This is a genomic window from Micromonospora sp. SD12, assembly GCF_052068495.1.
GTDB classification, from domain to species: Bacteria; Actinomycetota; Actinomycetes; order Mycobacteriales; family Micromonosporaceae; genus Micromonospora; species Micromonospora echinofusca.
Map to the genome: position 1 here is coordinate 183,479 of NZ_JBQHDF010000001.1, position 22,440 is coordinate 205,918.

A 22,440-nucleotide genomic window follows, 5' to 3' on the forward strand; every position below is an offset into this window, starting at 1 on the left:
CTAGCAAGCCGTTCAGTCCCCGGAGGCCCCCACCCGACGGCGCTGGCGGCGCTGGCCGGCCCGGCCGGCCGCGAGGATCAGCGGGGCGAGCCGCACGGCGGCGCCGGGCAGCGCGTCGAGGAGCCGGACCTGCGCGCCGCGCCAGCGGGGGACGCTGACGACCGGGCGGGGCCGGCGGGCCAGCCGCGCGGCCCGCCGGGCCACCCGCTCGGGGGTCAGCAGCGTCCCGGTGAAGGAGGCCGCGGCGCCCGGGTCGTCGAGCCGGTCGTGCAGCATCGGCGTCCAGATCCCGTCCGGGCACAGGCACGACACGTGTACGCCCCGGTGCCCCGCCAGCCGCAGGTCGGCGAGGGTGCCGATGCTGAAGGCGATCAGCGCGTGCTTGCTGGCCGCGTAGACGGTCTCGCCGGGCGCGGCCACCAGGCCGGCCAGCGACACGACGTTGACCACGTGCCCGTGCCCCTGGGCCCGCATGACGGCCAGCGCGGCGAGGGTGCCGTTCATCGCGCCGAGGGCGTTGACCTCGACCACCCGGCGGCGGGTCGCCGCGTCGTGCTCCCACGAGGGGCCGGTGACGAGGATCCCGGCGTTGTTCACCCAGAGGCCGAGCCCGCCCCGGCCGGCCGCCTCGGCGGCGACGGCGGCACAGGCGTCCTCGTCGCGTACGTCCAAGGGGCGGGACCAGCCGCCCAGCGGCGCGGCGGCCCGGGCCACCGCCTCGCCGTCGTGGTCGGTGAGGAGCACCGGCCAGCCGTCGGCGTGCAGCGCGGTGGCGATGGCGCGGCCCAGGCCGCCGGCCGCACCGGTGACCACCGCCGTTCCGGGGGCTGGCTTCGTCATCGGCGCACGCTATCGCCGTCCGGCGACCGCGCGCCAGAGCCGGCCGGGGCGGCGCCGGGGACGGGTCAGGCGGCGGGCGGCACCGGGGCCTGCGGGCGGTTCTCCCACTTGGTGGAGAGGGCGATGCCGGTCCGGGTGGAGGCGACGCCCGGGGTCCGGTTCAGCCGCACGATGAGCCGTTCCAGCTCGGCGATGGTGCCCACCCGGGCCTTGAGCATGAACGACTCGACGCCGGCCATGAAGTAGCAGGATTCGATCTCGGGCATCTGCCGGAACGCCTCCAGCACGTCGTCGGTGTCGCCGCCGGAGTCCTCGACGATCCCGATGAGCGCGGTGACGGCGAAGCCGATCGCCTCGGGGTCCACCTCCGCCCGGTAGGCCCGGATCACGCCGCTGGACTCCAGCTTGCCGACCCGCTCGTGCACGGCCGGCGCGGACAGGCCGACCTGCCGGGCCAGCTCGGCGTAGGACAGGCGGGCGTTGCTGCGCAGCAGTTCCACGAGGCTCAGGTCGATGGCGTCCACGGACTGTGACCCTAGCGGTCGGGGCGTAACGTCGGGCATCCGGCGCGCGTTGGACATGACAGGGTGTAGTCGTTCGCAAACTCGTAGTCGAAGGGGCCGTGCGCAGGTAATATTTCCTAACTTCCCACTCAGTGCGTTTTTCGCGTTTGGCGGACAGGCCAGGTCGCTGGTGCTGTAATTGCCATACGTCCCTCATGACGGCTCTGGGCTCGCACCGGCCGGGGGCAGTGTGTTCAGCCGGGGGCTTCGTCGACGCGAGGAGGGGGCTGTGGACACTGGAGATCGCCTGCTGACACCGGGTGAAGTTGCCGCGCTGTTTCGGGTTGACCCGAAGACTGTGACGCGATGGGCGGCGGCGGGCCGGATAGGCAGCATCCGGACTCCAGGCGGGCATCGCCGGTTTCGGGAATCCGAGGTGCGGGCCCTGCTTGAGGGGGAGGGCATGTTGGACGAGGCGGAAGACGTCGGCAAGCCGCGTAACGCGGGGCCGGCCGCCTCGACCGGGCCCGGCCCGGCCAACGCCGGCATGTACTGAATGGTGCGGATCATCGCGCGGACCGGACACAGGCTCCGGTCCGCGTCCCGGTGAGCTGGGCCCGGGTCACTCCCGCGCCGCGCCGAGCTCGCCCGACCAACGACGGAACAGCGTGTGCGGTACGCCGAGGGCGTCCAGCACCTTGCCGGCCACGAAGTCGACGAGCTGCGGCGCGGAGGCCGACGCCCCGGCGCCGTAGAAGCCGGGACTGGCCGGCAGCACCACCGCCCCGGCGTCGTGCAGCGCGATCAGATGCTCCAGGTGGCTGCGGGTCACCGGCGTCTCCCGGGGCACCACCACCACCGGCCGGCGCTCCTTGAGGTTGACCTCGGCGGCCCGCTGCAACAGGTCCTTGGAGAGCCCGATCGCGATGCCGGCGCAGGCCGCCGTGCTCGCCGGGACCACCGCCATCCCGCGTACGCGGTAGGAGCCACTGCTCGGGCCGGCCGCCAGGTCACCGGCGGGCCAGTGCCGCACGTCGGCTCCCGTCAGGTCGCGGCCCAGCCAGGCGGCGAGGTCCTCGGCCCAGTGCCCGTCCCGGAACGGGCGGCCGGTCTCGTCGAGGACCGTCAGCCGGGCGGCCCGGGAGACGATCAGGTCCACCGGCTCGCCCGCGTCGAGCAGCGCCCGTACGACGGCAGCCGCGTACGGCGTGCCGGACGCCCCGGAGACTCCGATCACCCATGGTTCACGCATGCCTCCAGCCTGCCTGGTCGCCTCCTCCCGACGCCGGGCACCCCGCCCGCTGCGTCCGTGATGTCCCCCTCGGGTGTCGGTTGTCCTGCGGCGGGCGCGATGTCGGGCCGGGAACGCGCCCATCCCAGTGGCCTGACATGCTGCCGGTGGCAATTCGCACGCGAAGCGGATCGCACCCGGGAGGAATCGGTGATGACCGGCGAGGTCCTCTGGTCGCTGCGGTCCGAGTGCCCGATCCCGCCCCGGCTCTCGCCGTACGCCGACCGCGTGCAGGAGTGGCTGGTCGGCGACCTGCTGCCGGGCCTCGGCCTGCCCGCCGACGACGCGGCCCCGCGGCGGCTGGCGCGCGCCGGCGTCGCCCGGTACGCCGGTCGGCTCTACCCCCGGGCCGCCGAGGCCGACCTGCGGGCGTTGACGGCCCTGTTCACCTGGTTCTTCCTGGTCGACGACGCGTGCGACGGGCCGGGCCGGCTCGGCACCGACCGGATCCGGGCGCTGCGCGACGGGGCGCTGACCCTGCTGCACGCCGGTCCCCGGCTCCGGCACGCCGGCCTGACCGGGCCGCTGCGGCGGCTGCTGGTGCACGGGTGGCGGGAGCCGCGCCGGCGGATGCCGGCCCGCTGGCGGCTGCGCTTCGCCGACGCCGTCGCCGACCACCTCGACGGCACGTGGCGGGAGGCGGCGAACAAGGCGGCCGGCCGCCGCCCCGGAGTCGCCGAGTACGTGGCGCTGCGGCGCGCCACCTCCGCCGCGTACGTGTCGTATCCGCTGGTGGAGTTCGTCACCGGGCGCCCGCTGCCCGACGCGGTCCACCACCACCCGCTGCTGCGCGAGATCGCCGACACCGGCAACGACCTGCTCTCCTGGTACAACGACCTGGCCTCGCTGGAGCGCGACGAGGCCACCTCGGGCGGGCACAACCTGGTCCTCGCGACGGCGGCCGAGCAGCGGGTGCCGGTGGCGGCCGCCGTGGGGCTGACGGCCGAGCGCTGGCGGGCGTCGATGGGGCGGTTCGTCGAGTTGCGCGCGGCGGTGCCGTCGTTCGGCCCGGGGCTGGACCGGGCGGTGGCCGACCACCTCGACGGGGTGGCGAACGCCGTACGGGCCACCGTCGACTGGACCCTGGAGAGCACCCGCTACCCCGGCGCCCGCGCCGAGCCCGTCGCCCTCCGCTGAGCCGCCGGGCCTCGCGAGGAGCCAGGGCCGGCGTCGGCGACCGGCCCAGGGTCAGGCGCGCAGGCCCAGGCGGATCACCAGGTCGAGCAGGGCGAAGACGAACAGGGCGATGCCGACGAACCCGTTGGCGGTGAAGAAGGCCCGGTTGACCTTGCTCAGGTCGGTCGGGCTGACCACCAGGTGCTGGTAGCCGAAGGCGAGCGCCGTCAGACCCAGCCCGATCCACCAGAGCCAGCCGAAGCCGATCAGCGCCCCGAACCAGATGAACAGCGCGAACGTCACCACATGCGCCGCGGTGGAGGCGTGCAGCGCGAACCGCAGCCCGTAGCGGGCCGGCACGCTGTGCACGCCGATCTGCCGGTCGACCTCGGCGTCCTGGCAGGCGTAGATCAGGTCGAACCCGCCGATCCAGAGGCCGACGGCCACGCCGAGCAGCCAGGCGGGCCAGGAGCCGTCGAGGGTGCCGGTGACGCCCAGCCAGGCGCCGACCGGCCCGACGGCCTGGGCGATCGCCAGGATGGCGTGCGGCCAGTTGGTGAACCGTTTGCCGTACGGGTAGACGACCAGCGGCACCACGGCGAGCGGCGCGAGCACCAGGCAGAGCGGGTTGAGCAGGGCGGCGGCGGCGAGGAAGACCGCGAGCGCGACCGCCGCGCCGGTCCAGGCCGTCCGCACGCTCACCGCCCCGGTGACCAGTTCCCGGGCGGCCGTACGCGGATTCCGCGCGTCGATCCGGCGGTCCAGGATCCGATTGGCGGCCATCGCGAACGTCCGCGCCCCGACCATCGCCACGGTGATCAGCAGCAGGTCCAGCCACCGGACCCGCCCCCCGTGCACCTGCATGGCGGTGAGCGCCGACAGGTACGCGAACGGCAGCGCGAACACGGAGTGCTCGATCGCCACCAGCTTGAGGAAGGACTTGACCCGGCCCGGCCGCTGCGTCGGTTCGACGGCGGTGGCCATCAGATGCCGTACTCCTTCCAGCGCTTGTCGACCAGGGAGACGACCTCGGGGGCCATCCGCATCTCCTCCGGCCAACCCCGCGTGTAGCCCTCCTCGGGCAGCTTGCGGGTCGCGTCGACGCCCGCCTTGCCGCCCCAGAACTGCTGGTAGGAGGCGTGGTCGAGGTGGTCCACCGGGCCCTCGGTGAGCAGCAGGTCCCGGGCGTAGTCGACGTTGCCGAAGGCGCGGAAGGCGACCTCGTTGTAGTCGTGCACGTCGCAGTCCTCGTCGACGATCACGATCAGCTTGGTCAGCGACATCATGTGCGCGCCCCAGATCGCGTTCATGACCTTCTGGGCGTGCTTCGGGTAGCGCTTACGGATCGACACGATCGCGCAGTTGTGGAAGACCCCGGCGGCGGGCAGGTCGTAGTCGACGATGTCCGGGATCAGGAAGCGCAGCAGCGGCGCGAAGATCCGCTCGGTGGCCTTGCCGAGGCCGTGGTCCTCCTGGGGCGGCTGCGACGTGACGATCGTGTGGTAGACCGGATCGCGCTGCATGGTCATGCACTCGACGTGCATGACGGGGAAGGGCTCCACCGGCGTGTAGAAGCCGGTGTGGTCGCCGAACGGGCCCTCCGGGAGCCGCTCGCCCGGCTCGATGTAGCCCTCCAGGACGACCTGCGCGTGCGCCGGCACCTGCAACGGGACGGTCAGGCAGTCCACCATCTCGACCCGCTCGCCGCGCAGGTAGCCGGCGAACAGGTACTCGTCGATGTCGGCGGGCAGCGGCGCGCTGGCCGAATAGGCGACCGCGGGGTCGGCGCCGATGGCGATCGCCACCGGCAGCCGCTGCCCGAGCCGTTCGGCGACCGCGTGGTGCGCCGTGGAGTTCTTGTGGATCTGCCAGTGCATGCCGATGGAGTTCTGCGAGTGCTGCTGCAACCGGTAGAGCCCCAGGTTGCGCTTGCCGGTCTCGGGGTGCTTCGTGTGCGTCAGCCCGAAGTTGTGGAAGATCCCGCCGTCACCCGGCCAGACCTGGAGCCCGGGCAGCCGGTTCAGGTCGACGTCGTCGCCCCGGTAGACCACCTGCTGGCAGGGCGCGGTCCTGACCTTCTTCGGCGGCATCGAGGTGAGCTGCCTGACCTTGCCGAGGCCGTCCATCATGCCCGAGAGGCCGACCGGCAGCTCCGGCTTGAGCATGTTGCCGATCCGCTCGCCGATCTCGTCCAGCGACTCGACGCCGAGCGCCATCGCCATCCGCTTCTCGGTGCCGAAGAGGTTGACCGCCACCGGCATCTCGCCGCGCGTCGGCCGCTCGAAGAGCAGCGCCGGGCCGCCCGCGCGGACCGTCCGGGTGACGATCTCGCTGATCTCCAGGGTGGGATCGACGGGGGCGCTCACCCGCCGCAGCTCGCCCGCGCGCTCCAGCGCCGCGAGGAAGTCCTTGAGATCGGTGTACGGGAAGCCACGTGCCGCCATGCCTGCCAGTCTCCCGCACCGACGTCGGCGGCGACCACGCCGGGTGGTGTGACACCCGCGATCACCGGTCGGGCGGCGCGGGAACGGCCCGGCCGCTTCGGCCGACGGAGGGCCGGGCCATCGATAACCGGCGCTCCGACGGGCCGGACCGGACGGCCGGTGATCACTAGGATCGGGTCCGCCGATCGGACCGGTCGTGATGCCCCACCGCGGCCTTCCGGACCGGCCTCACCCACGAAGGAGATCGATGACAACTGTGCGTGTCCCGCGCAGCAGGGCGCTGCGCGCCCTGACCGTGCTGGCCATGGTCGCGACGGCAACCGGCACGGCGGCGGGTCCGGCTGCGGCGGAGACCGACCCTGGCCAGGTCAGCGGCTGGTTCAACGACCTCACCGTCGGCGCGGCCGGCGCGCCCGGCCGGACGGCGCGGCTGGACCTGAGCAGCACCGGCGCGACGGCCCCCCGGGTCACCGTCGACCTGACCGGTCTCGCCGGCGTCGCCACGGCCAGCTTCCCCGACTGGTGTGTCACCGAGGGCACCTCGGTCACCTGCCCGATGCCACCGGGGGCGACCCCGGACGAGTACGGCACCGTCAACGGCACGGTGCCGGTGGTGTTCCGCGCCGCCCCCGGCGCCGTCGACGGCGCGACCGGCACGCTGGACTACACGGTGCGGTCGGAAGGGCTGGAGCCGCACACCCAGCAAACGACCGTCAGCGTGCGCTCCGGCCCCGACCTGCTCGACCTGGTCGACGAGCGCGTCCAGGGCGTGGACGTCGGCGACGTCCGCGACGTGCCCGTGGCCGTGGTCAACGCCGGTGATCAGCCGGCCGAGGACCTCCGGCTGACCCTCCGCTTTCCGGTGGGTCTGCATCCCGCCAGCTACCGGAACTGCCGGTACGGCACCGACGTCGTGCTCGCCACGGTGGTGGTCTGCACCGTGCGGGGCACCTTCGCGCCCGGGATCCGGCACGAGCTGCGCAACGGCCTCGCCACCACGGTCGGTCCGGCCGCCCTCGGCGACAAGCGCATCACCCAGTTCGTGGAGCCGCTGGCCACCGCAGGGCCGCTGCCCGGCAACGTGCGGTTGACCCGTCGGGAGGCCGACCGCGCGCTCCGGCTGCGGCCGGTCGGCGAGCCACTCGATCCGATCGCCGCTGGCGGCGCCTACGGCAGCACCTACCTGCCCGGCATCCACGGCGCCTTCGACGTCGTCGCCGTGGGCGCCACCGTCACCGGTGCCGTCGGTGACACCGTCCGGGTGAACATGGGGATCCGCAACGACGGTCCGGGTGTGCCGGACAACACCGTCTCCGGCGGCAGCACCAGCGCGATGATCTTCACCCCACCGGCCGGAGTGACCGTGCTGGCCACCCCGCCCGGCTGCGGGCCGACCCAGGACGACGAGGGCAGCGCTCCGACGGCCTGGGTCTGTTGGCACGGAACCGTGTTCCCCGCCGGGCAGAGCTTCACGATTCCGTTCGACCTGCGGATCGACGGGCCGACGGGCACCCCCGGCGAGGTGCGGATATTCCACAACTACCCGCGTCCGGACGACGATCCGACCAACGACGCCGCCCCGGTCACCCTCGGCTGACCGGCCCCCGCGCCCGCCCTGGACCGGGGCGGGATCGACGAGGAAGGCCGGCCACGGGCGTACCGTGGCCGGCTTTCGCGCCCCCGGCCGATCAGGTGGGCCGGCCCAGCAGACGGCCCCACCTGATCCGATGGCGAGCAGCGTTCCCGAGCGAGCGGGTCGGCTCAGTCCAGGCCGCCGTACGAGTGCAGGCCCTCGAAGAAGATGTTCACCCCGAAGAGGTTCATCAGCATGGTGAGGAAGCCGACGATGGCGAGCCAGGTCGCCACGTTCCGCTTCACACTCGGGGTGGCCCGGGCGTGCAGGTAGCCGGCGTAGATCACCCAGGAGATGAACGACCAGGTCTCCTTCGGGTCCCAGCCCCACGGCCGCCCCCACGCCGCCTCGGCCCAGATCGCCCCGGCGATCACCGCGAAGGTGAAGACCGGGAACGCGAAGGCGTGCAGCACGAACGTCAGCCGCTCCAGCGCGGCCGCCGGCGGCAGCCGCTTCGCCAGCGTGTACGGGAAGCTGCGCCGACCCTGCTCGTAGCCGGAGCGCATCAGGAACGCCACCGCCGGCACCGCGCCCAGCAGGAAGATGCCGGAGGCGAAGACGATGGTCGAGACGTGGATGACGAACCAGTACGAGTTGAGGGCCGGCACCAGCGGCACGATCGGGGTGTAGAGCACCAGTTCGGCGGTCGCCACCAGCAGCACCATCACCAGCGACATGAAGAGCCCGAGGCGGCGCAGCTGCGGGAGCTTCCAGAGCACCGCCAGCCAGGCGGCGACCCCGATCCAGGTGCCCGTGAGCACGAACTCGTACATGTTGCCCCAGGGCATCCGGTCGGCGGCGAGACCGCGCGTGACCAGCGCCCCGAGGTGCAGCAGCGCCCCGAGCGCGGTGGCCGCGACGGCGACCAGGCCGCCCAGCCGGGCGCGTCGGGCCGTACGCTCGGCCGCCGCCGCGCCGGTGTCGACGGACGCGTCGGGGGTGCTGCCCCCGGCCGCGCCGACGCCGGCGCCGACCAGCTCGCGGGCGGGCGCCGCGGCGACCCGGGCGCGGGAGTTGCCCAGCGCGTACTCGACGGCGTGGCTGATCATCGCGACCAGGTACGCCAGGATCGCGAACGACACCAGCTGGTCGGAGAGTGCGGACATCACTCGGCTCCTTCTCGCGCTCCGTCGCGGCCGACGCCGGCCTCGTCGTCCGGCCGCCCGTCGCCGCCGATCGCGGCCACGAGCTGCGCGAACTCGTCGGCGAACCCAGGGTGGTCGGTGCGCGGCAGGCCACCGGCCTCGACCAAACTACTACCGCTCGTCGGAGATCCACTCGTCGGGTCGACGGTGCCGGCCGGCAGCACCCGGAAGAAGACCCGGCGGCGCCGCCCGAACAGCGAGCCCATCAGCCCGACCAGCAGCACGCCGGAGCTGACCAGCAGCAGCGTCGAGCCGGGGTCGTACCGGACCGACAGGGTGATGTACGGCACGGTGCCCAGGAACTCGACCGTGGTGCCGTCGTCCAGCTCCCAGGTCTCGCCCTTGCGGAGCAGCTTCGTGCCGACCTCCTTGACCTTGCCGGCGCGCACCTGCCGCTGGTCCAGCTCGTAGACCGAGCCGGGGATGCCGGCGTCCATGCCGAGGTTGCCCCGGTAGGCGACGAGGTTCAGCGCGGGATTGCGCTCGGTCGGGTACTCGGAGCGGGCGAACGGCGCGGCGGCCGGCGCCGTCGGCAGGTAGAGACCGGAGAAGGCCATCTGGAGGTCCGGGTCGCGGGTGCCCGTGGCCGGGTCGACGTTGATGTCCGGGAACGCCGCCAGCCCTTCGCTGGTCAGCCCGACGTCGCCGGTGGTCAGGAACGGGAAGTTGCTGGTCTGACTCTTGCCGAACCGGTCGGTGTAGCGGATCACCGGGGCGTAGCCGTGGCCGAGCAGGTAGACGTTCGCGCCGTCGAGGCGCAGCGGGGAGTTGACCGAGAAGTTGGCCTGCCGCCGCTCGCCGTCGGCGTCGTCGACGGTCACCTTGGCGTCGAAGAACTCCGGCTGGCCGGACTCCAGGAACCGGGCCTGGAAGTCGTCGAGCTGGATGCAGAAGCCCGGCAGGTCGGCGCTGCTGACGCGGGGGCCGAGCTTGCTCTCGGCGTACTGCTGGCGGGTGTTGCAGAACGCGTTGTCCTCGCCTGCCACCAGCAGCTTGTTGCCGCTCCAGCCGTACCAGGAGCCGAGCGCGACGCCGATCAGCACGACCACCATCGAGCTGTGGAAGAGCAGGTTGCCGGTCTCCTTCAGGTAGCCCTTCTCGGCGGAGACCTCGTCGCCGCGCACCACCACCCGCCAGCGCCGCCGACGCAGCGCGTCCGCGATCGCCGTCGCGCCGCCCTCGGGCGCGGCCAGCACGGCGTGCTGGGGCAGCCGGTCCAACCGCCTCGGCGCGGCCGGCGGCTTCGACCGCAGCGCCCGCACGTGGTCGCGCAGCCGGGGCGTGATGCAGCCGATCAGCGAGGTGAAGAGCAGCAGGTAGATCGCGGAGAACCAGACCGACCCGAACGCCTCGAAGGCGCCGATCCGGTCGAGCACCGGGGCCAGGTCGGGGTGCGCGGTGAAGTAGTCCCGCACGTCCTCCGGGTTGACCCCGCGCTGCGGCAGCACCGAGCCGGGGATGGCCGCCACCGCGAGCAGGAAGAGCAGCACCAGGGCCGTACGCATGCTGGTGAGCTGCCGCCACGAGTTGCGCAGCAGGGCCAGCAGGCGGTTGGGCCGGCGCCGGGGGGCCTCGGCCGGCGGTGCCGGCCGGTCGTCGACGGCGGTCATCAGATGCTCACCTCGCCCACCCCGACGGTGGTCTGCAACCAGATCACGAAGTTCGTCCAGCCGCCGGTGACCAGCGCGAGGCCGATCAGGATCAGCAGCGCGCCGCCCACCCGGGTGACCCAGCGGCTGTTGCGCCGCACGGCGCGGAACACCCCGAGCAGGCGCTCGAAGCCCAGCCCGAAGACGACGAACGGTATCCCCAGCCCGAGGCAGTACGCCACGGCGAGCACCACGGCCCGGTCGGTCTGCCCGCCGACGGCGGCCATGCCGATCACCGCGCCGAGCGTCGGGCCCACGCAGGGCACCCAGCTCAGCGCGAAGACCGCGCCGAAGACCGGCGCGCCGAGCAGCCCGGCGGCGGGCAGCCGCTGGAACCGGAACTCCCGCTGCAAGCCGGGAACCAGCCCCACGTAGCTCAGCCCGAGCACGACGATCAGCGCGCCGATGACGATCTCCAGCGTCCGCTCGTACTCGAAGAAGACCCGGCCGACGCCGGCGAAGAGGATCGCGGTGGCGGTGAAGACGGCGGTGAAGCCGGCGATGAACAGCATCGTGCCGGCCAGCACCCGGCCCTTGACCGCGACCTTCGCCGGCTCGGTGCGTTCTTGCACGGCCACCCCGCCGCCGCTGCCGGCCTCGGTTGGGGACCCCACCCGCGGCCGGCGGGTCTCCAGGTCCGCGCCGGCGAGGCCGGTGACGTACGACAGGTAGCCCGGCACCAGCGGGAGCACGCACGGGGAGAGGAAGCTGACGAGCCCGGCGAGCGCGGCCGCGCCGATGGCGAGCAGCAGCGGCCCCGACTGGGCGAGCTCGGAGAACGTCTCGCCCATCAGCGGGAACCGTTGGGGGCCGGCTTCTCGGCCGCGATCCGCTCGACGATGGGCTGGAGGCCCTCCTGCTTCACCGCCGCCCGGATCACCACGGCGATGCGGCCGTCGCGGTCCAGCACGACGGTGGCCGGGATGGTGTTCGGCGGGATGTCCAGGGCGAGCGCCAGCCGGCTCGGCGGGTCGAAGAGGCTCGGATAGGTGACCTTGAAGCTCTCCTCGAAGGCGAGCGCCTTGTCCCGCTGGTCCTGGATGTTGATGCCCAGGAACGTCACCCCGGAGGCCTTCGTGGCCTGGTAGGTGTTCTCCAGGTCGTCGGCCTCGGCCCGGCACGGCGCGCACCACGAGCCCCAGAAGTTGACCACCACGACCTGGCCCCGGTCCCTCGCCACGTCGTGGTCGCCGCCGGTGAGCAGCTCACCGGCGAGCTTCGGGGCGGCCGAACGCTGGTCGGGGGCGCACTCGATGATGCCGCCGGAGTTGTCGCAGGCCTCCTCCCCGTCGCGCGACGAGCAGCCGGCCAGCGCCACCGTCGCGACGGCGGCGAGCAGACCCGCGGTCCACCTCCGGGCGTTCATCAGGCCCCCTTGGCCGTCCTGGCTGTCGGCGACATCGCGATCAGGTGGGCGGCCGGCTCGGAGTAGCCGATGCCGACGACCTTGGCGCCGTCGAAGTGGAAGGAGGTGAGGCTCGCCAGCCCGCACTGACGCTTGCGCGGGTCGTGCCAGAGCCGCTTGCGCTCCACGTACCGGCGCAGCGTCCAGATCGGCAGCTGGTGGGAGACCAGCACGGCCTCGCGCCCCTCGGCCGCCACCCGGGCCGCCTGCAGAGCGCCGAACATCCGCTCCGCGATCGCGCGGTAGGCCTCGCCCCAGGACGGGGTGACCGGGTCCCGCAGCACCCACCAGTTGCGCGGGTCGCGGAACGAGCCGTCGCCCGGGGAGACCTTCTTGCCCTCGAACCAGTTGGCGCTCTCGATGAGCCGCTCGTCCACGCCGACCGGCAGCCCGAACTGCGCGGCGATCGGCTCGGCCGTCTGCTGGGCGCGTTCCAGCGGACTGGCCACCACGTGCACGACCTCCCGCTCGGCCAGCCCCTGCGCGGCGGCCTTGGCCATCTGCACCCCCAGCTCGGAGAGCCGGAAGCCCGGCAGCCGGCCGTAGAGGATGCCGTCCGGGTTGTGCACCTCGCCGTGCCGCAGCACGTGGACCACCGTCTTGCTCACCGTACGCTACCCCCCGTGACCCGCCGCTGCCGCAGCGTTGGCCGCCACCGGCAGGGCGGCGGCGATCTGCTCCAGAGCGGCCTCGTCCAGCGCCGCAGACACGAACCACGCCTCGAACGCGCTCGGCGACAGGTAGACGCCGCCGGCGAGCATCGCGTGGAAGAACGCCTTGAACGCCGGCACCTGCTGGGTGCGGGCGCTGTCGTAGTCGACCACGTCGGCGTCGGTGAAGAAGATCGAGAACATGTTTCCCGCGTACGACAGCCGGTGCGGAACGCCGGCGGCGGCCAGCGCGTCGGCGGCGAGTCGGCCCACGACGGCGGCCGTGTCGTCCAGCTTGCGGTAGAGCGCGTCGTCGGCGAGCCGCAGCGTGGCCAGACCGGCGGCGCAGGCCAGCGGGTTACCGGAGAGCGTGCCGGCCTGGTAGACGGGGCCGGCGGGGGCCAGGCGTTCCATGATCTCCGCGCGCCCGCCGAACGCCGCGGCCGGCAGCCCACCGCCCATGACCTTGCCGTACGTCCACAGGTCGGCGTCGGAGGGGTCGAGGCCGTGCCAGCCGGCGCGGGAGACCCGGAACCCGGTCATCACCTCGTCGACGATGAGCAGTGCGCCGTGCGCGTGCGCGATCCGGGCGAGCTGGGAGTTGAAGCCGTCGCGCGGGGCGACCACGCCCATGTTGCCGGCGGCGGCCTCGGTGATGATCGCGGCGATGTGCTGGCCCTCGGCGGCGAACGCCTGCTCGACGGCGGCCACGTCGTTGTACGGCAGCACGATCGTGTCGCCCGCCGCCGCGCCGGTCACGCCCGGCGAGTCGGGCAGGCCGAGGGTGGCCACCCCCGAGCCGGCGGCGGCCAGCAGGCCGTCGGAGTGCCCGTGGTAGCAGCCGGAGAACTTGACGATCCGGGGGCGGCCGGTGAACCCGCGCGCCAGCCGGATCGCCGACATGGTGGCCTCGGTGCCGGAGTTGACCAGCCGGACCTGCTCGACCGGGGTGCGGTCGACGATCTCGGCGGCCAGCTCGACCTCGCCGGGGGTGGGGGTGCCGAAGCTGGTGCCCCGGGTCGCGGCCGACCTGATCGCGTCCACGACCTCCGGGTGGGCGTGGCCGAGGATCAGCGGGCCCCAGGAGGAGACCAGGTCGACGTAGCGCCGGTCGTCTGCGTCGTAGAGCCAGGGCCCCTCCCCCCGGACCATGAAGCGCGGCGTGCCGCCGACGGCACGGAACGCGCGCACGGGGGAGTTCACCCCGCCGGGCACGATGGCCTTGGCGCGGTCGAACAGGGCCTCGGAGGCCGGCGCGTCGGCCGGGTAGCGGCCAGATCCGGCGGGAAACATATCGGTCACGATGCCGCCATTGTGTCAGCGTCGGACGGCGAATCGGCAGGCACCCCGCACCGGGGTTACCAGGCTCACCCGGACCGGGCCTCCCACACTCCCCCGGCGGATGCCCGGGACGCCTCCGCCCCGCCTCCCTGAGAGCGGGTCCGCCCGCGCCCCGCCGGGACGGGTCCGCTCCGCGCTCCGGGAGGGCGTGGCCGTCCCGCTCCGCACTCCGGGAGGGCGTGGCCGTCGCGCTCCGGACCCCGGGAGGGCGTGGTGGTCGCCCAGCACCGTCGGGTGGGTGTCGTCGGCGTCCTGGTGCGGGGATGTTTGCGCTGGCGGGAGCGGGGTCGCGGCACTCGGCTGGCTCGGTCGCCACCGCTCGACAGGCCGGGTCACTCGGATCGCGCTAGGCTGACCCGGTGGATCGTGCCGAACTGTCCATCACGCTACACCGGACGGGTGACGAAGCCGTGCTTCGCCTGGCCGGTGAGATCGACATGCTCACGGCCGCCCAACTGTCGACCGTCGTCAACGAGGTGCTCGCCGAGCCGCCGCCGCGGATCGTCCTCGACCTCGGCGGGGTCACCTTCTGCGACTCGCAGGGCCTCGGCACCCTCGTCGTGCTGAGCCGCAAGGCCAGTCACGCCCAGAGCCTGCTGATCCTGACCAACGTGGGCGACTTCCTGCTCCGCGTCCTGGACATCACGGGCCTGCGCAGCGCCCTGATGATCCGCAACGACCAGACCACCGGCTGACCGCCCCCGGCCCACCGGGCTGATCTCCCACCCGTTCCCGGCCCCTCCGCGCCCTGCGCACCGGTCGCACGCTCCGCGCAGGCGGCGAGACCTTGGTGGGAAACGGCCCTCCGGGGGCCGCCAGCCACCAAGATCTCGCTACCACACGGGTGGGTCAGGGGGTGTTGCCCCAGCGGGCCTCTTCGAGGAGCTGCACCGCGCGGTCGCGGGCGTCCGCCTCGTCCAGGCGCAGCATCGTGGTGGCCTCGTCGACCGCGTCCGTCAGCACCCGCAACTGCGCGTCGCGCTCCCGCACCAGGTCGGACTGGGCCGCGAGCTGCCGGGTCTTCACCCACAGCTCGACGAAGACCGACACCTTGGCGCGCAGCACCCACGGGTCGAACGGCTTGGTCAGGTAGTCGACCGCGCCGACCGCGTAACCGCGCAGCGCCAGCTGGGCGTCCCGGTCGGCGGCGGTGAGGAAGATGATCGGCACGTGCCGCGTACGCTCGCGCCGCTTGATGTGGCTGGCCGTCTCGAAGCCGTCCATGTCCGGCATCTGGGCGTCCAGCAGGATCACCGCGAAGTCGTCGACCAGCAGCTGCTTCAGGGCCGCCTCGCCGCTCTCGACGGCGACGGACTGCACCGGCAGGCCCTGGAGAATCGCCTCCAGTGCCATCAGGTTCTCCCGGCGGTCGTCCACCAGCAGCGCCTTTGCCATCTGGGTCACGAACTCTCCTCGGTTCGGCTGCCGCTGATCCAGGACGACATGAGTTCGATCAACTCGTCCAGGTCGACGGGCTTGGTGATGTAGTCACTTCCTCCGGCCGCCAGCGCCGACTCACGGTCGCCGGGCATGGCCTTCGCGGTCAGGAAGACGATCGGCAGGTCGGCGAACCGGTGGTTGCGCCTGATCTGTCGGGTCGTCTCGTACCCGTCCTGATCGGGCATCATCGCATCCATCAGGACGATGTCCACCTCCGGATGCTCGGCCAGCAGGCGGACGCCGTCCGCCCCGTTGTCCGAGTACAACACGGTGAGGCCGTGCAGCTCCAACGCGCTGGTCAGCGCGAAGACGTTCCGGACGTCGTCGTCGACGATCAGCACGGTGGCGCCCTCCAGCCGCCGGGTGGCCGGCGTGGAGGCCGGCTCGGGCAGCTCCGGCGGCGGCATGAGCAGGGACGACGGCAGCCCGGCCCGCGCCGGTGACGGCGGCAGCGGCGCCACCACCGCGTCCGGCGCGAGCACGTCCGGCACGAAGAGGGTGAACGTCGAGCCCTGGCCAGGCGCCGACGCCACCACGATGCTGCCGCCCAGCAGCCGGGCCAGGTCGCGGCTGATCGACAGCCCCAGCCCCGTACCGCCGTAGCGGCGGCTGGTGGTGCCGTCGGCCTGCTGGAACGCCTCGAAGATCAGCGACAGCTTGTCGTCGGAGATGCCGATGCCGGTGTCGACCACCGTGAACGCGATGACCTGCCGCGCGTTGGTCAGGGCCGGTACGTCGAAGACCGTGCTGTCGGGCGCCGGCGCGATCCGCAGCGTCACCGCCCCGTTGTCGGTGAACTTGACCGCGTTGGAGAGCAGGTTGCGCAGGATCTGCTGGAGCCGCTGGGCGTCGGTGACCAGCGCCTCCGGCAGGTCCTTGCTGATCCGTACCTGGAAGTCGAGGCCCTTCTCCTCCGCCTGCGGCGCGAACGCCTGCTCCACGTAGCCGCGGATCTCGTCGAACCGGACCGCGGTGGGCTCGACGTCCATCCGCCCCGCCTCGATCTTGGACAGGTCCAGGATGTCGTCGATCAGCGACAGCAGGTCGGAGCCGGCGCCATGGATCGTCCGGGCGAACTCGATCTGCTTCGGCGTCAGGTTCTGCTCCGAGTTCTCGGCCAGCAGCCGGGCGAGCAGCAGCAGCGAGTTCAACGGCGTACGCAGCTCGTGGCTCATGTTGGCGAGGAACTCCGACTTGTACGCCGACGCCCTCGTGAGCTGCTGGGCCTTCTCCTCCAGGCCGAGCCGGGCCAGCTCGATCTCCCGGTTCTTCGTCTCGATGTTGCCCTTCTGCTCCGAGAGCAGCTGCGCCTTGTCCTCCAGCTCGGCGTTGGTGCGCTGGAGTTCGGCCGACTGCTCCTGCAACTCGTGGGCGAGCCGCTGGGACTGCGCGAGCAGCTCCTCCGTACGCCGGTTGGCCTGGATGGTGTTGACGGCGATGCCGGTGGTGAGCACGAGCCGTTCCAGGAACGACAGGTGCAGCTCGGAGAAGGCCGCGACGCTGGCGAACTCGATGACGCCGAGCAGTTCGCCCTCGAAGAGCACGGGCAGTACGACCAGGTCGGCCGGTGGGGTCTCGGCGAGCCCGGAGCGGAGCATCAGCTTGCCGTCCGGTGCCCCGCCCATCCGGATCGTGCGCCGGGACAGGGCGGCCTGGCCGACCAGACCCTCGCCGGGGCCGAACGTGACCTCGTGTCCCCGGGCGACGTAGCCGTAGGAGGCCGTCAGCCGCAGCCGCATCACGCCCTCGGAGTTGTCCGCCAGGAAGAACGCGCCGAGCTGCGCGTCGACCAGCGGGGTCACCTCCATCATGATCATGCGGCAGACCTCGCCGAGGTCGCGCTGCCCCTGGAGCAGACCGCCGATCCGGGCCAGGTTCGAGTCGAGCCAGCCCTGCTCGGCGTTCTTCTTGGTCGTCTCCCGGAGGGTGACGATCATCTGGTTGATGTTGTCCTTCAGCTCGGCGACCTCGCCCTGCGCCTTGACGGCGATGCGCTGGGTCAGGTCGCCCCGGGTCACCGAGGTGGAGACCTGCGCGATGGCGCGCAACTGGGTGGTGAGGGTCGAGGCGAGCTGGTTGACGTTCTCGGTGAGGTCGCGCCATGTGCCCGAGACGCCCTTGACCTGGGCCTGACCGCCGAGCTTGCCCTCGCTGCCCACCTCGCGGGCCACCCGGGTCACCTCGTCGGCGAACGACGAGAGCTGGTCCACCATCGTGTTCACCGTCGACTTCAGCTCCAGGATCTCGCCCTGGGCGTCGACCGTGATCTTCTGCGACAGGTCGCCCTTCGCCACGGCCGTGGTGACCGAGGCGATGTTGCGCACCTGCGACGTCAGGTTCGACGCCATCGAGTTCACGTTGTCCGTCAGGTCCCGCCACGTACCCGATACGCCCTTGACCTGGGCCTGGCCGCCCAGCTTGCCCTCCGTACCCACCTCGCGGGCCACCCGGGTCACCTCGTCGGCGAACGACGACAGCTGGTCCACCATCGTGTTCACCGTCGACTTCAGCTCCAGGATCTCGCCCCGGGCATCCACGGTGATCTTCTGCGACAGGTCGCCCTTCGCCACCGCCGTGGTGACCGAGGCGATGTTGCGCACCTGCGACGTCAGGTTCGACGCCATCGAGTTCACGTTGTCCGTCAGGTCCCGCCACGTACCCGATACGCCCTTGACCTGGGCCTGGCCGCCCAGCTTGCCCTCCGTACCCACCTCGCGGGCCACCCGGGTCACCTCGTCGGCGAACGACGACAGCTGGTCCACCATCGTGTTCACCGTCGACTTCAGCTCCAGGATCTCGCCCCGGGCATCCACGGTGATCTTCTGCGACAGGTCGCCCTTCGCCACCGCCGTGGTGACCGAGGCGATGTTGCGCACCTGCGACGTCAGGTTCGACGCCATCGAGTTCACGTTGTCCGTCAGGTCCCGCCACGTACCGGAGACGCCCTTGACCTGGGCCTGACCGCCCAGCTTGCCCTCCGTACCCACCTCGCGCGCGACGCGCGTCACCTCGTCGGCGAACGACGACAGCTGATCCACCATCGTGTTGACGGTGTTCTTTAGCTCCAGGATCTCGCCCTGGGCGTCGACCGTGATCTTCTGGGAGAGGTCGCCCTTCGCCACCGCGGTGGAGACCTGGGAGATGTTGCGGACCTGGCTGGTCAGGTTGCCGGCGAGCTGGTTGACGTTCTCGGTCAGGTCGCGCCAGGTGCCGGAGACCCCGCGTACCTGGGCCTGGCCGCCCAGCTTGCCCTCGATGCCCACCTCGCGCGCGACGCGCGTCACCTCGTCGGCGAAGGACGACAGCTGGTCCACCATCGTGTTGACGGTGTCCTTCAGCTCCAGGATCTCGCCCTGCGCCGCCACGGTGATCTTCTGCGACAGGTCGCCCCGGGCCACCGCCGTGGAGACCTGGGCGATGTTGCGCACCTGGGCCGTCAGGTTCGACGCCATCGAGTTGACGCTGTCGGTCAGGTCCTTCCAGGTGCCGGCCACGTTCGGCACCTCGGCCTGGCCGCCGAGCTTGCCCTCGGTGCCCACCTCCCGGGCCACCCGGGTCACCTGCTCGGCGAAGAGCCGCAGGGTGTCGGTGAGGTAGTTCATCGTGTCGGCCAGCTCGGCGACCTCGCCGCGCGCGCTGACCGTGATCTTCTGCGACAGGTCACCCTTCGCCACCGCCGTCGCCACCTGGGAGATCGACCGCACCTGGCCGGTCAGGTTCGACGCCATGGTGTTCACCGAGTCGGTGAGGTCCTTCCAGGTGCCGGCGACGCCGCGTACGTCGGCCTGGCCGCCGAGCTTGCCCTCGGTGCCCACCTCCCGGGCAACCCGGGTGACCTCGTTCGAGAAGGACGAGAGCTGGTCGACCATCGTGTTGACCGTGCGGCCGATCCGCAGGTACTCACCGCGCAGCGGCCGGCCGTCGATCTCCAGGGCCATGTGCTGGGAGAGGTCGCCGTCGGCCACCGCGACGATGACCCGGGCGATCTCGGTGGTCGGCCGGCCCAGGTCGTCGATGAGCGAGTTGACCGCGCGCTGCCCCTCCGCCCAGGAGCCGTCCAGGCCCTCGTCGTCCAGGCGCTCGGTGAGCCGGCCGTCCCGGCCGACGATCCGGCTGATCCGCCGCAGGTCGAGGTACTGCCGCTCCTGGAGCGACACGACCTCGTTGAAGGCGTCCGCGACCTCGCCGGCCCGGCCCGCCCGGCGGGGCAGCCGGACCTTCAGGTCGCCCCGACCGACCCGCCGCAGCGCCTCGGTCAGCTCGCCGAGGAGCGCCTCGTGGTCGGGCGCGGACGGGTCCACGGTCGCCGACTGTTTCGTGGTCATCATTCCTCGCTCAGCTCGGGGCTACCGGCTCCTGCCGACGCCGGCCATGCCCTCATTGTGCCCGCGACCTCCCCCACACCAAGCCCACGCGCCCACCCACGCCGTCCCGACCCCCGCCGAATCCCGCCGCCCCCACCCCACCCGGGCGGTTGATCATGCAGTTGTGGCACGCCGCAAAGCGGGCCAATCACCAGGAGACGTCCGCCACAACTGCATGATCGACAGGGCGGGAGGTGTGGAGTGGCTTGGCAGTCGCGCGGGTGGCGGTGGAGGATACGGGGATGTCGGCGGAGACGGGGCCCGCGGCGACCGGGGGCCGAGACGAGCACGTCCGGCGCGTCAGGCTCCCCGCAGACCGGCGTACGCCCGCCGCCGCGCGGGCCCTCGTGCGGTCCGTCCTCACCGAGGCCCACCTGGACGGGTTGGCCAACGAGGCCATGCTGCTCACCACCGAGCTCTCCACCAACGCCGTGGAGCACGCCCGCACCGAACTGGACATCGAGGTGGTCGCCGACCCGGTCGGGATCACCGTCACCGTGTCCGATTTCGCCGCCGGGCCCGTGGAGGAGCTGATCGTCGGCGTCCGCAACGACGCCACCGACATCGACGAGGTCTCCGAACGCGGTCGGGGGCTGCTGCTCGTCGACCACTTCGCCAGCCGCTGGGGCACCACCTACCTGCCCACGGGCAAGGGAGTCTGGTTCCGGCTGGACCTGCCCGACCCGGCCGGGCGCGACCGGGCGGCGGGCAGGCCCGCCGCGGCGACCGCCGGGGGCGGCACGCCGACGATCCCGGAGAGCTCCGCGCCGAGCGCCGGGGCCATGAGCGAACTGATGCAGACCACCCCCGACCCGTACGCCGAGGATCCGCTGCCCGACTTCGCGACCAGCCTGCTCACCCGGGTGGCGGAAATGGTCGGCGCGGCGGGCGGGGTGGTACGGCTGGACCGGGGCGACGGGCAGGGCACCCAGGCGCTGGCCCGCTACGGCCGCCAGCCCCGGCCCGGCAACGAGCTGCTCCGGGTGCCGCTGGCCGTGCACCGGCCGTACGCCGGCGAACTGGAGCTGGACGCGGCCCCGTCGGCGTACGCGCGGCCGCTGGCCGTGCTGATGGCCGAACGGCTCTCGCTGCACCTGGAGAACGACCGGCTGCGCCGGGCGGACGTCCGCCGGCAGGCCTGGCTGACCTTCCTCGCCGAGGCCAGTGAGCTGCTCGCGCAGTCGCTCGACGTCGAGTTGACCATGGCGCTCGTCCCGCAGCTCGTGGTGCCCCGGCTCGGGCAGTGGTGCGCGGTGCACACGACCGACGAGTGGGGCCGGCTGCGCCTCGCGGCGGCCAGCCACGCCGACGAGTCGGTGCTGCCCCAACTGCACCAGGTGCTCGAGGAGACCGGGCCGGACTCGGTCCAGGCCCGGCTGCGCGAGGCGTCGCGCAACGGCACCCAGATGCCGCTCGGGGCGCCGATGGAGGGCTTCGCCGTCCCGCTGATCGCCCGGGGTCAGCGGCTCGGCACGCTGGCCGTCGGCCGGCACCAGCGGCACCGGCACGACCCGGACGAGGTCGCCGTGCTGGAGGACGTCGCCCGACGGTCGGCGCTGGCGATCGAGAACGCCCGCATCCACGCCGAGCGTCGGCGCGTCGCGCACACCCTCCAGCAGTCGCTGCTGCCGCCGGTGCTGCCCGTGGTCGAGGGCATCGGCTTCGCCGCCGAGTACGTCCCGACCGGCGGCGACGTCGACGTCGGCGGCGACTTCTACGACGTGGTGCCCCTGCCGGACGGGCGCTGGCTGGTGGTGATCGGCGACGTCTCGGGCAAGGGGGTGCAGGCGGCGACCGTCACCGGCCTGGTCCGCGACGTCATCCGGGTGCTGGTGGGCGACGGCAAGCCGCTGCCGGAGGCGCTGGCCCGGGTCAACGAGACGCTGTTCGAGCGGGGCGGCGGGCGCTACTGCACGCTGGCCCTGGCGGCGGTGGGCCCCGGCGACGGCGACCAACTCGACGTCTCCCTGCACCTCGCCGGCCACGACCGGCCGGTGCTGCTGCCCGCCGGCGGCGGGGCGCGTTTCGTCGGCACCGGCGGCACCGCGCTCGGCCTGCTCGACTCGATCGCCTCCCCGACGGCGGTGGTGCCGCTCGATCCGGGCGACGCGCTGGTCTTCTACACCGACGGGGTCACCGAGCGGCGGCGCGGCCGGGAGCTGTTCGGCACCGACCGGCTGCGCGACGCTGCCGCCCCGCTGGCCGGCTACTCGGCCGACGTGATCGCGGCCCGGCTCCGCTCGACGGCGATCGGATTCTCGACCGAGGCGCCGCGCGACGACATCGCCATCCTGGTGCTGCGCAATGACGCCAGCTGACATTTGCACTTCACCCTGAACTCGGGCCTGATCTGCCAATATTCAATTGGTACCCCGCCCACGCCGACCTCCAATTGCCACAGGCCGCAAGCAGCCATCCTTCGGGAGAGCACCACCACCATGGATGACGACTCGAACGCGGTCAGTGAGGGGTGGTCGAGCTTATGGCGGCCCTGGCCGATCACCACGAGGGCGAGCTGATCGAGAGTCTTCAATGGCATGACAGAGATCACAGCAGGCCTCGCGGCGCCCGCTATAGCCCCATTTCATGCATTCGTGGGACACACTTCTTCTCACATTT

18 protein-coding genes are annotated in these 22,440 nt (G+C 72.4%); 5 read left to right on the top strand and 13 right to left on the bottom strand.

Annotation, left to right across the window (positions count from 1 at the left end):
• Nucleotides 1-12: 12 nt before the first annotated feature.
• Nucleotides 13-840 carry an SDR family NAD(P)-dependent oxidoreductase gene (locus ACTMS2_RS00855; RefSeq protein WP_441173597.1) on the bottom strand — a complete coding sequence of 276 codons (828 nt, stop codon included), beginning with the start codon at nucleotides 838-840 and terminating at the stop codon, nucleotides 13-15.
• Between the two features lie 65 nt (nucleotides 841-905).
• On the bottom strand, nucleotides 906-1,364 hold the full coding sequence (locus ACTMS2_RS00860) for an Lrp/AsnC family transcriptional regulator (protein ID WP_350820975.1): 459 nt from the start codon (nucleotides 1,362-1,364) through the stop codon (nucleotides 906-908).
• Nucleotides 1,365-1,632: 268 nt separating this feature from the next.
• Here ACTMS2_RS00860 and ACTMS2_RS00865 point away from each other — a divergent pair, with 268 nt between their 5' ends.
• Nucleotides 1,633-1,899 carry a BldC family transcriptional regulator gene (locus tag ACTMS2_RS00865; RefSeq protein ID WP_089002465.1) on the top strand — a complete coding sequence of 89 codons (267 nt, stop codon included), beginning with the start codon at nucleotides 1,633-1,635 and terminating at the stop codon, nucleotides 1,897-1,899.
• 66 nt (nucleotides 1,900-1,965) lie between these two features.
• Here the strand turns inward: ACTMS2_RS00865 and ACTMS2_RS00870 are convergent, their stop codons facing one another.
• Entirely contained in the window at nucleotides 1,966-2,595 is a 630-nt protein-coding gene (locus ACTMS2_RS00870; RefSeq protein WP_441173598.1) for a UbiX family flavin prenyltransferase, read from the bottom strand.
• 192 nt (nucleotides 2,596-2,787) lie between these two features.
• Between ACTMS2_RS00870 and ACTMS2_RS00875 the strand changes: the two genes are divergently transcribed.
• Nucleotides 2,788-3,771 (top strand): terpene synthase family protein, encoded by a 984-nt coding sequence (locus ACTMS2_RS00875; protein WP_441173599.1) that lies wholly within the window; start codon nucleotides 2,788-2,790, stop codon nucleotides 3,769-3,771.
• Between the two features lie 51 nt (nucleotides 3,772-3,822).
• On the opposite strand, the gene mqnP is transcribed toward ACTMS2_RS00875, so the two are convergent.
• Together mqnP and ACTMS2_RS00885 are read right to left on the bottom strand one after the other, a co-directional pair.
• The gene (mqnP, locus tag ACTMS2_RS00880) at nucleotides 3,823-4,734 is read right to left on the bottom strand and encodes a menaquinone biosynthesis prenyltransferase MqnP (protein WP_441173600.1); all 912 of its coding nucleotides are present in this window, start codon (nucleotides 4,732-4,734) and stop codon (nucleotides 3,823-3,825) included.
• Complete coding sequence (locus tag ACTMS2_RS00885) at nucleotides 4,734-6,194, bottom strand: menaquinone biosynthesis decarboxylase (protein WP_357661310.1); 1,461 nt, start codon at nucleotides 6,192-6,194, stop codon at nucleotides 4,734-4,736. The genes mqnP and ACTMS2_RS00885 overlap by 1 nt, the downstream gene beginning before the upstream one ends.
• A gap of 247 nt (nucleotides 6,195-6,441) precedes the next feature.
• On the opposite strand from ACTMS2_RS00885, the gene ACTMS2_RS00890 reads away from it, so the two are divergent.
• A complete protein-coding gene (locus ACTMS2_RS00890) occupies nucleotides 6,442-7,791 on the top strand; it encodes a hypothetical protein (protein ID WP_441173601.1) in 1,350 nt (449 codons plus the stop codon).
• A 164-nt stretch (nucleotides 7,792-7,955) separates the two neighbouring features.
• On the opposite strand, the gene ccsB is transcribed toward ACTMS2_RS00890, so the two are convergent.
• The 6 genes from ccsB to hemL are packed head-to-tail and all read right to left on the bottom strand — an operon-like array spanning nucleotide 7,956 to nucleotide 13,978.
• Nucleotides 7,956-8,933, bottom strand: coding sequence for a c-type cytochrome biogenesis protein CcsB (gene ccsB, locus ACTMS2_RS00895; RefSeq protein WP_441173602.1), 978 nt, complete (start codon nucleotides 8,931-8,933; stop codon nucleotides 7,956-7,958).
• The gene (resB, locus tag ACTMS2_RS00900) at nucleotides 8,933-10,582 is read right to left on the bottom strand and encodes a cytochrome c biogenesis protein ResB (protein ID WP_441173603.1); all 1,650 of its coding nucleotides are present in this window, start codon (nucleotides 10,580-10,582) and stop codon (nucleotides 8,933-8,935) included. The genes ccsB and resB overlap by 1 nt, the downstream gene beginning before the upstream one ends.
• On the bottom strand, nucleotides 10,582-11,412 hold the full coding sequence (locus tag ACTMS2_RS00905) for a cytochrome c biogenesis CcdA family protein (RefSeq protein ID WP_441173604.1): 831 nt from the start codon (nucleotides 11,410-11,412) through the stop codon (nucleotides 10,582-10,584). Before ACTMS2_RS00905 ends, resB begins: the two co-directional genes overlap by 1 nt.
• The gene (locus ACTMS2_RS00910) at nucleotides 11,412-11,987 is read right to left on the bottom strand and encodes a TlpA family protein disulfide reductase (RefSeq protein ID WP_441173605.1); all 576 of its coding nucleotides are present in this window, start codon (nucleotides 11,985-11,987) and stop codon (nucleotides 11,412-11,414) included. Before ACTMS2_RS00910 ends, ACTMS2_RS00905 begins: the two co-directional genes overlap by 1 nt.
• Nucleotides 11,987-12,634 carry a histidine phosphatase family protein gene (locus ACTMS2_RS00915; protein ID WP_089002476.1) on the bottom strand — a complete coding sequence of 216 codons (648 nt, stop codon included), beginning with the start codon at nucleotides 12,632-12,634 and terminating at the stop codon, nucleotides 11,987-11,989. Before ACTMS2_RS00915 ends, ACTMS2_RS00910 begins: the two co-directional genes overlap by 1 nt.
• 6 nt (nucleotides 12,635-12,640) lie before the next feature.
• Nucleotides 12,641-13,978 carry a glutamate-1-semialdehyde 2,1-aminomutase gene (gene hemL, locus ACTMS2_RS00920; protein ID WP_441173606.1) on the bottom strand — a complete coding sequence of 446 codons (1,338 nt, stop codon included), beginning with the start codon at nucleotides 13,976-13,978 and terminating at the stop codon, nucleotides 12,641-12,643.
• A gap of 398 nt (nucleotides 13,979-14,376) precedes the next feature.
• Between hemL and ACTMS2_RS00925 the strand changes: the two genes are divergently transcribed.
• Complete coding sequence (locus ACTMS2_RS00925; protein ID WP_089002478.1) at nucleotides 14,377-14,712, top strand: STAS domain-containing protein; 336 nt, start codon at nucleotides 14,377-14,379, stop codon at nucleotides 14,710-14,712.
• Between the two features lie 154 nt (nucleotides 14,713-14,866).
• Here ACTMS2_RS00925 and ACTMS2_RS00930 read toward each other — a convergent pair whose 3' ends face one another.
• Nucleotides 14,867-15,421 carry a response regulator gene (locus ACTMS2_RS00930; RefSeq protein WP_089002479.1) on the bottom strand — a complete coding sequence of 185 codons (555 nt, stop codon included), beginning with the start codon at nucleotides 15,419-15,421 and terminating at the stop codon, nucleotides 14,867-14,869.
• Nucleotides 15,418-19,785 (bottom strand): HAMP domain-containing protein, encoded by a 4,368-nt coding sequence (locus ACTMS2_RS00935; RefSeq protein ID WP_441173607.1) that lies wholly within the window; start codon nucleotides 19,783-19,785, stop codon nucleotides 15,418-15,420. Before ACTMS2_RS00935 ends, ACTMS2_RS00930 begins: the two co-directional genes overlap by 4 nt.
• 278 nt (nucleotides 19,786-20,063) lie before the next feature.
• On the opposite strand from ACTMS2_RS00935, the gene ACTMS2_RS00940 reads away from it, so the two are divergent.
• Nucleotides 20,064-22,139: a SpoIIE family protein phosphatase gene (locus tag ACTMS2_RS00940; RefSeq protein WP_441173608.1), complete on the top strand. Its 2,076-nt coding sequence runs from the start codon at nucleotides 20,064-20,066 to the stop codon at nucleotides 22,137-22,139.
• Nucleotides 22,140-22,440: the final 301 nt, after the last annotated feature.